The following is a 16,466-nucleotide window of genomic DNA, read 5'->3' as shown; positions in this document are numbered from 1 at the left end:
GCATCCTCCACTAGTTCTGGTTGTACAGGCGACTCAGTAGCACGCTGACGCAAGAACAAAGCTCGTTGATATACGGCTTCTATTTCTGAGGATATGTCCATTTTTTACCCTAGTTATCAAGGCTTAATTAGTTTCTATCATATCTTAACTATAGAACAAAAATCATATTAACGGAATAGAACATAGAAAAAAACAATGATAGTTGCTTTGTGTCTAAAAGTATTATCTTTCCACCTTTTTGCTCTATTTTGTTAGGTCACCATCTTATTAAGTTCCCCAAAACCTACTAAGAGAATGGGGAATTCTTTTCGACATTTTAGTTAAAACGACTGAAATTTGTGCCAATAGGATGCAAGATCTAAGTAATATTTTCTAGTGCTAAAAGAATCAATTCTCTGCCTTCTAAGGGTGGCATAATGCGCGCATTAAGCAAAATTATTCTTCGTCCTACATTTTCAAAATCATGCTCTATCTTAAAATTTTGGATCTCAGTATGCTCGATTAAGAGTTCTTCTAGGAGTAATCGTAGTCGGGGAATATTCCATTGACCATTATTTAACTCAAAGAATTGACGATCTTGAGTCTCACTCGGTGATATATCAAAAGTATCATAAAAGACTTGGTTTGCTTTGACTATCTGAAAATCTTTAGTCAATACTATCAGAGATTGGCGTACCGTTTCGACGATCGCCTCTGCATAATCTCTGGCTATTTTAACCTGTTCTGCGCTATATTTGAGGGTATCAATATCTACCAAGACTATTACAGCACCATCAATACGGTTGTCTAGGGTACGATAAGGACGAATCCACAAGTCATACCAATGTCCTTCTAGATCTTGAACTTCTTGGTGATATAAATTGAGGGTATTAATCACATCTGAGATATGTTTTTCTAAATTAGCAATATTGAGATTATGTTTAATATCTCCAAAGGAGCGACCGATATCTGTAGGAATTAGGTTAAATAGATGAGCAGCTGTTGCTGTAAAGCGTCGAATGCGTAGATCGCTTTCTAACATTAAAATGGGAATATTGATATTACCTAATAAATTTTGTAAATCGTTGCTAATCTCAGTAGAAAAGGCATTGCGTCGGTATAATTCATCGTTAATGGTGCTAAGCTCTTCATTAGTAGCTTGAATCTCTTCTTTAGCGGTTTGCAATTCTTCATTGGTGCTTTGCAATTCTTCATTACTAGACAAAATCTCTTCATTAGCAACCCTGAGATCTTGATTAGTTGATTGCTGCTCAAAGATAATCGACTGAAGATAAGCTTTAGTGGATCTGAGTTCTTCTTGAAGTAGCCGAATTTGCTCTTGTTCACCACTTGATTGCTTGGGTTTAGAGCGATGACGGCGATTACTCTTAGATTCTGTTTCAATAGTTCCTAGGTTAGGTAAGTCCTCAAATAACACCAGAAAGTAATCCTGATTAGTCGCTGTCCACTTAAAGGGAATAACATTGAGCCGAATTTGGCGAGATTTAAATGACTCGGGAGTATTGAGACTATTTTTCTCCCTGAGAAAGATTCCTTCCTTTTGCACAGCTTGTCCATTCTGTTGTGCCTGCTGGATAGCAGTTCGCAACTCCATACGCAATTCTTCTTTAACCATATTGAGCAGATTGAGACTAGCTCGTCCTGGGGATGGCTCTAAATAGGCTCCTGTTTGTCCCCGAAATTGGAGAATTTCTAATTGAGCATCAATTACTACTCCTACTGGAGCGTATTGCTGCAAAATAATCTGATCAGCTAAAGACTGTAATTCTAATTCATTGATACTCCTTCTAGTAACAGTAGGTTTAGAACTACTAGTATCCATAGGGTAAATATCCTGTTTCAATTCCAGATTCAAGCCGATCGGGTTCTGTTGTTTACTATAAATTTTGTTTTTTCGATCAATTGAACTAAATAGTTCGGGAAATTCCCCCACCGTCTCGGAAGTACCTAACATTAAAAAGCCCCTAGGCACTAAACCGTAATTAAACATGGATAATACTTTTTTTTGTAAGGAAGTGCCAAAGTAAATAAACACATTCCGACAACTAATCAAGTCTAGTCTGGAAAAGGGGGGATCACAGATCAGATTTTGACGAGCAAAGATACACAATTCCCGTACAGATTTATTGATTTGGTAGCCACCTTCAACAACGGTGAAAAAACGCTCTCGTCGGGATGGGTTGACATCGATAATTTGATTGGGCTGATAAATACCGAGACGAGCTTTTTCGATAGCGATTTCGTTAACATCCGTAGCAAAAATCTGGATTGGGGGTTTGTAGGGGTGATGTGCTAAAAACTCTAAGAGACAAATAGCAATAGAATAAGCCTCTTCTCCTGTTGAACAACCTGCTACCCAAATGCGTATGGTTGAATCTGCTGGGCGATTACGCAATAGAGAGGGAAATACTTTTTCTTTAAGTGCTTCAAATGCGCTAGCATCTCGAAAAAAGTTAGTGACGTTAATCAGGATATCCTGGTATAAGGCTTGCAGCTCTGCATCATTTCCTTGCAGATAATGCAGATAATCATCTATCTTCTCTAGCCGATATAGAGCCATTCGTCGCGAAATCCGACGCTTAATCGTTGTATGTTTATAAGAAGTAAAATCAACACCGGTAGCTACTTGCAGTAACCTAAAAATCTTAGACAAAACATCAGACACTTCTAATGACTCTGTGCTTGCTCTATTTGTTACTGAACTTGCTACATAGGGATGACGACTAATGCTGGCTAGTTTTTCGGCTATTTCCCCAGGAGGTAGAATAAAATCAATATGACCCATGGCGATCGCTGTATTAGGCATATTGTTAACCTGAGCCGAGCTTTCCGATTGAGCAAAGGTAATACCTCCTGAAGCCTTAATAGCTTCTAGCCCTAATGACCCATCAGCATCTCCCCCTGATAAAATCACCCCAATTGCTTTGTTACCTCTTTCTGCTGCTAAGGACAAAAAAAACTGATCAATACTCATCATTATTTTAGGAATTTTGGGGCGAGTAGTCAGGTGCAACACTCCTTGAGATATTGTCATGATTTGATTAGGCGGAATTACATAGACCTGATTTGGTTCTACGACCATACCATCTTCTACTTCATGAACTGGCATCTGGGTTGTTCGAGAGAGGATCTCACTCAATAGGCTTTTTTGATTCGGATCTAAATGTTGCACCAGGATAAATCCCATGCCTGTATCTATGGGCAAATGACTAAGTAGTTGGCTAAAGGCTTCCAATCCTCCTGCTGATGCACCAATACCAACTAGAGGAATTAATTCCCTTTGTTGGCTATTAGGAGATACTTTATTTTTGGGTTTGGACGACATCGGGATACTCCCGTATCTATGGTGATAAGAAAAACTTCTGCTGATTTAAAACGGGACATTTTGTCTGGGAGAAGGTATTAGGTGCTATATGATTATAAAATATTTTCCCTAGGTTGTGATTAAACCCTCTCTAGCTATAAATTAGTAAATAGAGAGAAAAAAACCTTACAGGAGAGTCAATGACAACCACCGTCAACCCAACCAAGCAACCGGTATTAATCAAAAGAGAGATTTTATTCGGTAATCCTCAACGTACTAGCCCGAGATTATCGAGAGATGGTAAGTATTTAACCTATATAGCTCCTGATAGTGATAACGTCTTACAAGTTTGGTTACAAATCCTTGGTCAAGAAACAGCAGAACAATTGACACAAGATAAAAAAAGAGGAATTAGGTTTTATTTCTGGACTTATCAACCAGAACAACTAATTTATCTCCAAGACGCTGATGGTGATGAAAACTTTCATCTCTACGCGGTTAACGTTATCTCTAAACAAGTGAGAGACTTAACCCCTTTTCAAGGAGTAAAAGCACAAATAATCGATTTAGATCCCGAATTTCCTGACGAGATTCTCGTAGGTTTAAATTTAGAACAACCCGAAACCTTTGATGCTTATCGCGTTAACCTTAAAAATGGAGCAGTAGAATTAGATAGCAAAAATCCAGGGAATATCGTTAGTTGGACTTCTGATGGAGAATTTAAAATTAGAGCAGCGATCGCCGCTACCTCAGATGGAGGATCAGACCTACTGTATCGTGAAACTAGAGAGACTGAATGGGAAATCTTACGCCATTGGGGACCTGAGGATCAAGGTGGAATAGTTAGCTTCTCCCAAGACAATCAGAGTCTATATCTAGAAGCTTCTCACGATGCTAATACCCAAAGGTTAATTGCATTAGATTTAAAAACTAAAGCTGAAACCATTATCGCCTCAGACGAACAATATGATGTAAGCTCAGTAATGATGCCTCCAAGAGAAAGAAGGATACAAGCGGTTTCTTTCTATAAAGATAAAGAAGAATGGCAAATATTTGATGAGAGTATCGCTGCTGACTTTGCCATTTTAGGGAAAGTAGGTCAAGGAGAATTTGATATAATCAGTAGGGATTTAGTCGATGAAAATTGGTTAGTAGCTTATGTCGCCGACGATGGACCGGTTTATTACTATCTCTATAATCGTCCTTCCCGTCAAACTACCCTACTGTTTAGCAATCAACCCCAACTAGAGGGTTTACCCTTAGTCTCCATGCAACCTATTAGCATGACCGCTAGAGATGGTTTGACCATTCACGGTTATTTAAGCTTACCTAAAGGTCAACAAGCTCCCTATCCTACTGTATTATACGTCCATGGCGGTCCTTGGGCACGAGATACTTGGGGATACAACCCAGCAGTACAATGGCTCGCTAATCGCGGTTATGCGGTCTTACAGGTTAATTTTAGGGGTTCGACAGGTTACGGAAAAGCTTTTCTCAACGCGGCTAATCGTGAGTGGGGAGCTGCTATGCACAATGACTTAATCGACTCGGTTGATTGGGCGATTAAACAAGGTATCTCTCAACCAGATAAAATCGCTATCATGGGTGGTTCTTATGGGGGTTATGCTACTTTAGTGGGTTTGACCTTTACTCCCGATGTTTTTGCTTGTGGTGTAGATATCGTTGGACCTAGCAATTTAATTACCCTTATGCAGAGTATTCCTCCTTATTGGGCTCCTTTGATGGCTATGTTTCAACATCGTGTAGGAAATTTGGAAACAGAAAAAGAGTTTCTCGAATCGCGATCGCCCTTATTTTTTGTCGATCGCATTACTAAACCCTTATTAATTGGACAAGGGGCTAACGATCCTCGCGTTAAACAAGCCGAAAGTGAGCAAATCGTCGCAGCAATGCGTCAAGCCAATAAACCGGTAGAATACGTTCTCTATACCGACGAAGGTCACGGTTTTGCTCGTCCTGAGAACCGATTACACTTCTACGCTGTGGCAGAATCTTTTCTAGCTAAGTATCTTGGTGGACGTTATGAACCTATGGAGGAAGTAACAGGTCACTCTGGTATCTATAATTCTTAGTCAAAAACGGTCAATCATCTACACAGGTGAAAGACAAGAAGCCTACTACATAATCTTTGATTTGGTGTAGGAGTGTGTCACGTTATTGATCCGAGAAATGCTGATACTTTCAAGAACGATCGCGCTATAATAAAATTATTGATGATTAAAGCGGCTCTCTCGGCATTATGGGGTTAATTGTATCTGCGCTGCGCATCCAAAGGATCTCGCGAGGGCGAATCCTGCGCTTCCGGCGCGAACGCGCACTCCTGACAAAGTTACATTTTCTTGACTATTGCAAGAGTGCCTATAACCGTTCTTGTGAAAGCTTATCACCATAGATACGGGAGGCTTTACTACATTGAGAAAAAATCAAGATAAGTTATATCATGTCCGTTTAATTAGTTATATAGCGCTACGCGCAAGGCAAGAGTTAGGTTTATTTGGTTCTTTTGTCCATGATCAAGCTAATGATAATAGTCACGTAGATATTCTGGTTACTTTCTTAGATTCTCACCAAAATTTTTTTTCATAATTTTATCAATTTAGCTTTTTTTCTAGAAGATTTATTGCAGCGAAAAGTAGCAATTAGAGTCTGTCATTTTACAAGCAGATCAAGCACTTTATCAAGCTAAAGCAAAAGGGCGCGATCGCTATATGACTTAGTTAAGTAAGTAAGCCCAATTATATGTTAATCTGGGATAACGGAAGAAAGAAGAGTTCGGAGTTATTATAACTATACTCCCTGCTCAGAAGCTCCCTGTTCCTTTTTCCTTGAGTGCCTATAGCCAAGATGATCATCAAAGATAAAATTTTATTATCTGTTACTGTAGTTTTGAGCATTTTTATTATTGTGGTTTATTTTTGCTTGTCTAATATTATTTTAACTAGTTTTCATCAATTAGAATTACAAAGTATCTCTAAGGATATCGGGAGAGTTGGTGATATTTTAAAGCAAGAAATCAAGCAATTACAAAGAATTAATGTTGATTGGTCTAAATGGAATGATACCTATAATTTTGTTCTTTACCCTAATAGAGACTATATAGATAACAATTTAAACGATAATTCTATCGAAAACTTAAAAGTTAATATTTTCTTAGTTTATGATAGTAATAATAAATTGATTTATGCCAAAAGTTATGATTTAATCAATCAAGAAGAAGTATTTACTCCTGGTAGTTTATATACTTATTTAAGTAACCATAATTTTTTATTAAAGCATCAGGATAAAAACAGTTACTATCAAGGCTTTTTATTACTACCAGAAGGATTATTAATGATTACTTCTAATCCTATACTAAATAGTACTGAAACCAGTCCAATTGTTGGTACTTTGTTAATGGGAAGATATTTAACTTCTGAACGTCTTCAAGATTTAGAAACATATCTCAGGATGCAAATTAGTATTGAGGGTTTACTTCCTAAACAAACTTTTGAGCAATATTTCTATAACGAAGATGTACCAATTATTATTGAACAGATTAATAAACATCAAATTACTGCTTATACTTTACTAGAAGATGTAGAAGGAAAACCAACATCTATTCTGAAAGTTTTTCAACCCAGAGATGTTTATCAAGAAGCTAAAAAAACTCTCAAATATTTTATCATAAGTTTACTAATTTTATGGTTATTGTTTAGTTACTTACTAGTTATTTTATTAGATAAAATTATTGTTAATAGATTATTAGATATTATTAAAATGCTCAAAAGTATTAGTTTTAATAATCATCTTGAACAACGTTTAAAAGTTAAGGGGAAAGATGAATTAAGTTTTTTAGCTAAAAGCATTAATCAGATGTTATCTCAAATAGAAATATATACTAAAGAACTTAATAAACAAGTATTTCTAGATGGTTTAACCAAAATTGCTAACCGCAGAAAATTTGATGATTATCTACAACAAGAGTGGGAAAATTGCTTAAACAAAGAACAACCCCTATCTCTAATTCTTTGTGATCTAGATTTTTTTAAAGATTATAATGATACCTATGGACATATCCAGGGAGATGATTGTTTAATTAAAATCGCCACAATTTTAAACAGTTTTCTGCTACCTCTACAAGGTTTAGCAGCGCGTTATGGAGGGGAAGAATTTGCTATAGTTTTACCTAATACTGATACTGAACAAGCGATAGCCATAGGGAACAAAATTCAACAACAAGTTAAAAGAGCCCAAATTGTCCACAAGTTATCACCGATAAGTGATCATATCACTATAAGTATGGGAATCGCTACGATTATACCAAAACCAGATTTATCTATTCAGATGTTGATTAAAATCGCCGATAATGAGTTGTATAAAGCCAAACATCAAGGACGCGATCGCTTGTCGGTAAGTAATCTATAGTAAAGGGAAATGAAGAATTAAGAATTAAGAATGAGGCACTCAGGAAATATGGTATATCGGAAGTCTCTCGGTGTACATGCGGTGATAAGCTTTCACAAGAATGGTTATAGGCAAGAGATGCAAAAGAGAAGAAAGTGTAACTTTAAAGACAATTTACCCCATAGTGCCCAGAGAGCCAACCTAGATCCCCTTCAGATATCCTCTTGGTGTAATCATTCTTTGTTGTTGCCAATAGGTACTGTTATTACCAATAATTACGGTAGTTAGCATATCAATAGGATAATCTAACATTGAGGCTAGATTAGTTAATTCTATAGATTCATCAACACGATAAGCACAACGGACGATCGCCACTGGGGTAGTGGGTTGACGGTATTGTAAAAAAATATTTTGAGCGGTGATTATCTGTTGGGTACGTTCCCGAGAACGAGGATTATAGATAATAGTCACAAAATCTGCTTTAGCTGCTGCGGTTAATCTTTCTTGGATAACTTCCCAAGGTGTTAATAAATCACTGAGACTAATCGCGCAAAAATCGTGCATTAGGGGTGTTCCGACTCGGGATGCTGCAGCTTGTAAAGCACTCACACCAGGAAAGATTTCTACTTCTAGGGGTTGATTTCCTAACTCTTCTAAGACTAAACCCGCCATTCCATAGATACCAGCATCTCCCGAGGAGATAACCGCGACGCTTAAACCCCATTGAGCCAGGGCGATCGCTCTTTGGGCGCGTTTTTGTTCAGCGGTAATGGGAAAAGATTCAATAATTTGTCCTGGATGTAATAAAGACTCGATTAAGTCTAGATAGAGACGATAACCAATGACTACATCAGCGGCTATTATAGCGCTTTTAGCTGCACTAGTCATCTGAGAAAGTGCACCAGGGCCTATACCTACTAACCAGAGTTTACCTTGACGTCCTGTATATTCTTGTTGAGATACAGCGATGGCGATGGTTACTTTAGTGGCTATTTGTTTAGTGACTAGTAGGGTATCACTTTGAGAAGCTAACAGGGCTGAAGCTTCAGCGACGCTAGGAGTACCTACGGTTTGGGCGACGATACTAGAGGGATTCGGGACTTTAATTTGACTTAATTCTGCAGCAGTAAAAGTAACTAGGGGTATCTTCCCTGCTTGAGAGATAGCCACTAATCCTGGTTCGGTTGCTTTAATATCGATACTAGCTAATCCCGCGATCGCTTCTGGAGCTAAGTTATATAATTTAAATACTTGTAAAATAGCCTGAGTAATTAATGCTTGACTAGTATTTTTTTCACAACCTACACCAACCCAAAGTACACGAGGATGCCATTGTACGCTAGTTGCTGCTAAATCTCTGGTGTGAGCAGTAATATATACTTTAGCGGGTAATTCTGAGTTAAAATCAAAGGGATGATCTGAAGGTAAATGATCTTGCCAGAGGGTTGAGCCTACTTCTTGTTTAACCTCTATTCTTTCTCCACGAGCGATCGCCGCGCTTACTTCTGTCCAATTCCCGCTACCTTTACGCCAACCGTAGGGAATTCCTATAGTGTCGATAGGAGGGAGATTAGAGTTAACCGCAGCTCCTGTTAAGATAGGGGTAGCTTCTAAAATTTGAGCGATAATGCGAGTTAGGTTATCTCCTCCCTGTTGATGAGATCCACAAAGACTAATTACAAATTTTCCCTCTGGATCTACTACTATAATAGCAGGATCTGTGGCTTTATGCTCTAATAAAGGTGCAATTAAGCGCACTACTGCACCTGTAGCTAGACAAAAAATCAAAGCGCGATGACTTGACCAAATTTCTCGAAGGTGAGTTTTAAGATCCTCTCGGTAAGTGGTGAGATTTAATTTACTTAAGGTTGCTATAGCTTTAGGGGTTGTGGCGATCGCCGCTAGGGGGGCAAATTCGGTTAAAAGTTGTTGATTCATAATTTAATGTTCAAAGAAGAACAAAAAGGAGGTAGAGAATTCCGCTTGTGGTTACGCAGAAGCAGCCGTAGGACCATTCTACTGTCCTGCTGACCAAAAAGTCTATATTGATTTGAGCTTTTATGACGATTTACAGTATAGACATGGTGCTCCTGGTGATTTTGCTCAAGCTTATTAGGTATCTCCCAACAAGTTAATAGTCTGAGTAGGAGAGTTAGCAAAGTAGAAGCTAACCAACTTTCTGTCAGACAAGAATTACCAGCCGATTGCTTCGCGGGAATATGGGCACATCCCAACAACGGGTAAAATGGTTTAAACAGGGTTTAACAACAGGAGATATAGCTAGTTGCACTACTTTTGAAGTAAACAACCCCTAAATTAGCTAAGGAATTCCCAAGGACTAAAAACCTTTTTGAGTTCGGTTATGGTTAAAATACTAAGTAGTTTGGCTTAATTAAGTAATATTTTTCTTTCAATCTTAGTTAAATGGCGATACTTTCCTGGTGTTAAATCAAGAGTTAGAGAAATCGAACCGATCGCAACTCGATGTAAAGACAAGACAGGAAACCCTAATTGTGCTGCTACACGACGAATCTGTCTGTTTCTTCCTTCTTGAAGGATAATTTCTAGTTGAGTTTGATGAGGAAGTTGTTGTAAAACCCGAATTTGTGCGGGTAAGGTTTTTTGACCATCCAACCAGACACCTTGTCGCCATTGTTCGATAATACCATGGTCAGGACGACCCTTAACAGTAACTTGATAGGTTTTAGCTAAATGATAACGAGGATGGGTTAATTTAAGGGTAAAATCTCCATCATTAGTTAAAATTAACGCACCAGTGGAATTAGCGTCTAATCTTCCTACTGGGTGAATACCGTATCGAGATTGCCATTTTGGGGGTAATAAATCTAAAACTGTAGTTCTCTGTTGAGGATCAAAGCAAGTAGAAATTACACCGAGGGGTTTATGTAATAATAAATAGATTAACTCTGGACGTGTTTTAGTTTTAAGACTGTGACCATCTAGGGTTAAATCGTCAACTTCAGGGTCAACTTTATCCCCTAGTTTAACTATTCTACCATTAACTTGAACCCGTTCTGTTAAGATTAATTTTTCTGCTTCTCTACGAGAAGCGATTCCCCATTGGGCGAGAATTTTTTGGACTCTTTCGGACATAATATAATTAGATGAAAATAGCAACTTGGAATGTCAATTCTATACGGACTCGTCAATCTCACGTAGTTAATTGGTTAAAACAACAGCCAGTGGATATACTTTGTTTACAAGAAACCAAGGTAATCGATCCAGACTTTCCCCGCAATGCTTTTACAGAATTAGGTTATCAAGTACATGTATCAGGACAAAAAGCTTATAATGGTGTAGCCATTTTAACTAAAATACCCCCAAAGGAGGTTAAAACTGGTTTTACACCGATTTTAGGGGCAGAAAAGATAGAGGATATGGATAGTCAAAAACGCCTGATTGCAGGTTTAGTTAATGACATTTGGGTAGTTAACGTCTATGTACCTAATGGTGCTGCTGTTAACGATCCTAAATACGAGTATAAACTAAAATGGTTGCAATTGCTCCAAGGGTATCTTCAGGAATTATCCATCCAATCAGCAAAAGGTATTTGTTTATGTGGAGACTTTAATATTGCTCCTGAAGATAAAGATATTTATAAAAATATTGCTCAACCAGACCATATTATGTGTTCACCACCAGAACGTCAAGCTTTAGCTGCTATTCAAGAGATTGGTTTTCAAGACGCTTTACGCCAAGTTAACCAAGAGGGAGGGTTATTTACTTGGTGGGATTATCGCGCATCGGGGTTTAGTCGTAATCGCGGTTGGCGTATTGATCATATTTATTTTAATGAGTTAGTCTCCCCGCAGATTAACTCTTGTTTCATTGATATTGAACCGAGAAAACAAGAAAAACCTAGTGATCATGCTCCTGTTATTGCTAGTTTAAGTTTATAAATACTGATATTTCTTCAGAAAAATAGAGTCCCAACCTACCCCAAACAACTTTGACAAAAATGATCAGTTCTTGCCCTAATTTTTTGCCAGTTTTGGCTTAAAATTAACTCAGGTGGAAACAAATCCCTAGCTATACCAACGGCGATCGCTCCACTGTTGAGATAGGTATGTGCGTTAGCTAAGGTAACCCCTCCTGTAGGAATTAAGGGAATACCAGCTAAAGGGACTTGTAAACTTTGAATATAAGTAGGACCACCCACCGCAGCAACAGGAAAGACTTTAACACTACTAGCGCCATTTTGCCAAGCGTTGATAATCTCAGTAGGAGTAAGCGCACCAGGAATCATAGCTAGATTAGCGGCAATACCCATGGAGAGTAATTGTGGTTGATAATGGGGAGAGAAACAAAATTCAGCACCAACGGCGATCGCTTCTTCTAACTGATAAGGGGTTAAAATAGTTCCCACACCAATCACACAATCAGTCAACCTAGTCTTTAATTCTTGCACCAATTGAGCGGGTTGAGAGCTATTCCAGGTTATCTCAATTAGTTTTAGCCCACCTTGAGACACAGCGGTAGCCATTTGAATACCTGTAGCCAAATCACCACTACGAATTACCGCGATGACTCGTTGTTGTTGCAATAATTTTAACCAGGCTTCCTTTTTCACTCTTACTTATCCTCAGCTGCTAATATGGTTGATGTTGAGGAGTATAAATGTTAAAAACTCTATTTTTGAGTCCCCCATACTATTCAAGTCTCCATCGCTGCACCATATCCAGGTACACAATTATACCAACAAGCCTTAGCTAATCACAGGTTTAGCAATCCATCTTTAGTGGCTGATTCGGGTATTCAAGTTTCTACTCTAGCTTATCCCAATTTCTCAGCAACCCAAATAGAAGCAGCGGTAGAAGAAATGTATCGTCGTCTTTATTTTCGTCCTCAAGCTATTATTCCTATTCTAAAATTCTCCTCCGTCGTTTACGAGAGGGTAAAGAGTTTTTCGCTTATCTGAGTGAGAGAAAAAAGGTTTCTCAAGCCTAATATGATGAAAAGAAAACAAAATCTCTGAACCAAGGTAAAATAAATACGCTAAGCTAAAATGCTAAAGTTAGTAAGAGAGAAGAGCATGAAACTGACACAGAGAGTCAGTCAAGTCCCCGCTTCGATTACTTTGGCGATTACCGCAAAAGCCAAAGCTATGAAAGCCAAAGGAATTGATGTGTGTAGTTTTAGCGCGGGAGAACCAGATTTTGATACCCCGACGCATATTAAAGAAGCAGCCAAAAAAGCTTTAGATGAGGGTAAAACTAAATATGGTCCAGCAGCGGGTGAACCAGAATTAAGAAAAGCGATCGCCCATAAATTAAGCACAGAAAACCAGCTTGATTACCAAGCAGAAAACGTAATTGTAACTAATGGGGGTAAATACTCTTTATTTAACCTGATGTTAGCCTTAATTGAGCCAGGAGATGAAGTAATTATCCCTTCTCCCTATTGGCTAAGTTATCCTGAGATGGTTAAATTGGCTGGAGGTACTCCCGTTTTAATCTCTACTACCCAAGACAGTGGTTATAAAATAACTGCTGAACAATTGCGTCAAAGTATTACTCCTGCTACTAAGTTATTTATCCTTAATTCCCCTTCTAACCCTACAGGGATGGTATATACTCAAGCAGAGTTAGCAGCCTTAGCTCAAGTAATCGTAGAAACAGATATTTTAGTAGTTTCTGACGAAATTTACGAAAAAATCCTCTATGACGGTGCTAAACACGTTAGTATAGGTTCATTCAATCCCGAAATCCTCCAACGTACAATTGTTAGTAGTGGTTTTGCTAAAGCCTATTCTATGACTGGTTGGCGTGTAGGTTACGCTGCAGGACCTCTAGAATTGATCAAAGCCATGAGCACTATCCAGGGTCATAGTACTTCTAATGTTTGTACTTTTGCTCAATATGGGGCGATCGCTGCTTTAACAGGTCCACAGGATTGTTTACAAGTCATGCTAGATGCTTTCACCCAAAGACGCAGTACGATGTTAGCAGGTATTAAAGCCATTCCTCAATTAAGTTGTGCTCAACCCGATGGCGCTTTTTATCTTTTTATAGATATCAGTAAAACTGGTTTGACTTCTTTAGCTTTTTGTGATGCTTTGTTGGAACAAAAACAAGTAGCGGTGATACCTGGTATCGCTTTTGGGGCTGACCAATGTATTAGGTTGTCTTATGCTACAGATATGTCTTCTATTGAAAAAGGGATGGATCGTTTAGCCGAGTTTGTTAAGAGTCTTTAACCAAGGTTAGGGGTTAGGAATTCGGAAGAAAGGAATTATTATATACTCGTCCCCTTGTCTCCCTCTCTCCCCATCTCCCCTCCCTAGGGCGCTTTTGATGGGCGCCCCTACTCTTCCCGCAGTTTATCTAAAACGCTACGATCTTCTAGGGTAGAAGTGTCCCCAAGGGCGTCTTGTCCAGCTGCTAGATTACGTAATAATCTCCGCATAATTTTACCTGAGCGAGTTTTGGGCATACCCTCGGTAAAGCGAATTTGACCGGGACGAGCGATCGCCCCAATTTCTTGGACTACGTGGTGTTTTAATTCTTCCGCTAGAGACTCATCAGGGTGATAATTATTTTCCAAAGTCACAAAAGCGACGATGTCTTCTCCTTTAACTTCGTCGGGACAACCTACTACGGCGGCTTCAGCTACAGCAGGATGAGAAACTAAGGCAGATTCTATCTCCATTGTACCTAAACGGTGACCTGAAACGCTAATCACGTCGTCAACGCGTCCCATAACCCAGAAATAGCCTTGTTCATCTCGACGGGCCCCATCTCCTGCGAAATAAAGGTATTGTCCGTCTTTGGGGGGTATATGTTCCCAATAAGTGCGTCGAAAGCGATCGGCGTCACCATAGACTGTACGCATCATACCGGGCCAAGGATGTTTAATAACGAGATAACCTCCTTCATTATCAGCCACGGGATTTCCTTCTAAGTCAACTACATCAGCGATAATCCCGGGAAAGGGTAGGGTTGCTGAACCTGGTTTAGTAGGTGTAGCCCCGGGTAGGGGAGTTATCATCACTCCCCCTGTTTCGGTTTGCCACCAGGTATCGACGATGGGACAACGCCCACCCCCAATAATCCGATGATACCAGATCCAGGCTTCGGGGTTAATGGGTTCTCCTACTGTACCTAAAAGTCTTAAAGAGGAGAGATTGCGCGCGTTGGGGTGGTGTTCACCCATTTTAATAAAAGCCCGAATCGCTGTAGGTGCGGTATAAAAGATATTGACGCCGTATTTTTCAATCACATCCCAAAAACAGCCAGGATTACTCGGACGGGGTACGCCTTCATACATAACTGTAGTTGCACCGTTAGATAGTGGTCCATAGACGATATAACTATGACCTGTTATCCAACCCACATCAGCGGTACACCAATAGACGTCGGTATCTTGCAAGTCAAAGATCCATTTAGTGGTAATGTGACTATAGAGGTTATAACCTCCTGTGGTATGTACTACTCCTTTAGGTTTTCCTGTAGTTCCACTGGTGTAGAGAATAAATAACAAATCTTCACTATCGCAGGGTTCAACGGGACAATCTGCGGAGATTCCCTCTCTTAAATCGTGCCACCAGTGATCCCTTCCGGGTTCCATGTGAATCTTTTGTTTAGTACGCTCAACTACTAAGACGTTTTCTACTGTGGGTACACCATCATGGGCTAAGGCTAAATCTACTTGTTCTTTGAGGGGAATCATTTTGTCTTTGCGCCACCCTCCATCAGCGGTAACTACTAGTTTGGCTTGGGCATCTACTAGTCTGTCTTTGAGGGCTTCGGCGCTAAATCCGCCAAAAACTACGGTATGGGGTGCGCCAATGCGCGCACAAGCTAACATAGCGATCGCCGCTTCGGGAATCATGGGTAAATAAATACCGACGCGATCGCCTTTTTGTACTCCTAGTTGTTTTAAAACGTTGGCAAATTGACAAACTTCTCTATGTAACTGTGCATAAGTAAGAGTACGAGAGTCTCCCGGTTCTCCTTCCCAGATAATCGCGGCTTTATTCCGTCGCCAAGTGTCAAGATGGCGATCTAAACAGTTATAGGCAATATTAATCTTACCCCCCGTAAACCATTTTACTTCTGGTGGTTGCCAGTCTAAGACGGTATCCCAAGGTTGTAACCAGTGCAATTCTTCTTTGGCAAGTTTTTCCCAAAAACCCACAGGATCTGCTTTAGCTTGTTCGTAGAGTTGTTGATAGTCAGTAAAGCTTTTAACTTGGGCCCGGGCTGCAAATTCAGCAGGTGGGTTAAATAAGCGTTTTTCTTGCAGTATTGATTCAATAGTTGGTTGTGACATCGTTTTTTCTTCTGTTTGTACCTAAAACTATTGTGCGTTTTTTGGCTTCAGATAAGATGTTGAGAATTGTTAAGAGTTTTTTTGTAGGTGATAATTACATTCTCTATTTAGAAACACAAAATTTTTATTTTACCAATTAACCAATCATTTGCTATGTGTCATGGCGAGGATCAGGGAAGCCATCGCAACCCCTAAGAAAGTAAATCAGTCGAGGGCTTGATTACGGTTGCTACGTCCATTGCTACGCCCATCTTGCCCACTCATAATCCTATCTAATTGTTTCTATCTACTCGCCAAATTCTGATAGTATTATCACGACTACCACTAGCTAAAAAGCGACCATCGGGACTATAATTTACTGAGTTAACCCAATTAGAATGACCTGTTAGGGTACGTATTAATTTTCCTGTTTCTACATGCCAAATTTTGAGAGTTTTATCCCAACTACCACTAGCTAAAAAGCGAC

The 16,466-nt window shown here is 39.3% G+C and carries 10 protein-coding genes and 2 pseudogenes; 6 read left to right on the top strand and 6 right to left on the bottom strand.

The genetic code is table 11. The features are described from left to right. Window positions 1–358 precede the first annotated feature (358 nt). Complete coding sequence (locus EA365_08485) at window positions 359–3,325, bottom strand: histidine kinase (protein TVQ45190.1); 2,967 nt, start codon at window positions 3,323–3,325, stop codon at window positions 359–361. A gap of 179 nt (window positions 3,326–3,504) precedes the next feature. Here EA365_08485 and EA365_08480 point away from each other — a divergent pair, with 179 nt between their 5' ends. Both EA365_08480 and EA365_08475 read left to right on the top strand, forming a co-directional pair. Then, entirely contained in the window at window positions 3,505–5,397 is a 1,893-nt protein-coding gene (locus tag EA365_08480; GenBank protein TVQ45189.1) for a S9 family peptidase, read from the top strand. A 772-nt stretch (window positions 5,398–6,169) separates the two neighbouring features. Further along, a complete protein-coding gene (locus tag EA365_08475) occupies window positions 6,170–7,729 on the top strand; it encodes a diguanylate cyclase (protein ID TVQ45188.1) in 1,560 nt (519 codons plus the stop codon). Window positions 7,730–7,909: 180 nt separating this feature from the next. Here the strand turns inward: EA365_08475 and cobJ are convergent, their stop codons facing one another. After that, window positions 7,910–9,646 (bottom strand): precorrin-3B C(17)-methyltransferase, encoded by a 1,737-nt coding sequence (gene cobJ, locus EA365_08470; protein TVQ45187.1) that lies wholly within the window; start codon window positions 9,644–9,646, stop codon window positions 7,910–7,912. 40 nt (window positions 9,647–9,686) lie between these two features. Here cobJ and EA365_08465 point away from each other — a divergent pair. After that, window positions 9,687–10,023: pseudogene (locus EA365_08465) on the top strand (flagellar biosynthesis protein FlgM). A 73-nt stretch (window positions 10,024–10,096) separates the two neighbouring features. Here the strand turns inward: EA365_08465 and EA365_08460 are convergent. After that, window positions 10,097–10,822, bottom strand: coding sequence for an rRNA pseudouridine synthase (locus EA365_08460; protein TVQ45186.1), 726 nt, complete (start codon window positions 10,820–10,822; stop codon window positions 10,097–10,099). 11 nt (window positions 10,823–10,833) lie between these two features. Here EA365_08460 and xth point away from each other — a divergent pair, with 11 nt between their 5' ends. Next, on the top strand, window positions 10,834–11,628 hold the full coding sequence (gene xth, locus EA365_08455) for an exodeoxyribonuclease III (protein ID TVQ45185.1): 795 nt from the start codon (window positions 10,834–10,836) through the stop codon (window positions 11,626–11,628). 35 nt (window positions 11,629–11,663) lie between these two features. On the opposite strand, the gene EA365_08450 is transcribed toward xth, so the two are convergent. Further along, window positions 11,664–12,299: a bifunctional 4-hydroxy-2-oxoglutarate aldolase/2-dehydro-3-deoxy-phosphogluconate aldolase gene (locus EA365_08450; GenBank protein TVQ45184.1), complete on the bottom strand. Its 636-nt coding sequence runs from the start codon at window positions 12,297–12,299 to the stop codon at window positions 11,664–11,666. A 72-nt stretch (window positions 12,300–12,371) separates the two neighbouring features. Here EA365_08450 and EA365_08445 point away from each other — a divergent pair. Both EA365_08445 and EA365_08440 read left to right on the top strand, forming a co-directional pair. Further along, window positions 12,372–12,676, top strand: a pseudogene (locus EA365_08445) (hopanoid biosynthesis associated radical SAM protein HpnJ). An 85-nt stretch (window positions 12,677–12,761) separates the two neighbouring features. Then, window positions 12,762–13,925, top strand: coding sequence for a pyridoxal phosphate-dependent aminotransferase (locus EA365_08440; protein TVQ45183.1), 1,164 nt, complete (start codon window positions 12,762–12,764; stop codon window positions 13,923–13,925). Window positions 13,926–14,032: 107 nt separating this feature from the next. Here the strand turns inward: EA365_08440 and acs are convergent, their stop codons facing one another. Beyond that, entirely contained in the window at window positions 14,033–16,000 is a 1,968-nt protein-coding gene (gene acs, locus EA365_08435) for an acetate--CoA ligase (GenBank protein TVQ45182.1), read from the bottom strand. Between the two features lie 272 nt (window positions 16,001–16,272). Beyond that, window positions 16,273–16,466, bottom strand: a 194-nt coding sequence (locus tag EA365_08430) for a WD40 repeat domain-containing protein (GenBank protein ID TVQ45181.1), incomplete at its 5' end; no start/stop codon positions are given.

The sequence above is a fragment of the Gloeocapsa sp. DLM2.Bin57 genome, from assembly GCA_007693955.1.
In the GTDB taxonomy this organism is placed as follows: Bacteria; Cyanobacteriota; Cyanobacteriia; order Cyanobacteriales; family Gloeocapsaceae; genus Gloeocapsa.
The sequence above is the reverse complement of the archived record's forward strand: the minus strand, read 5'-3'. Positions and strand labels throughout refer to the sequence as shown.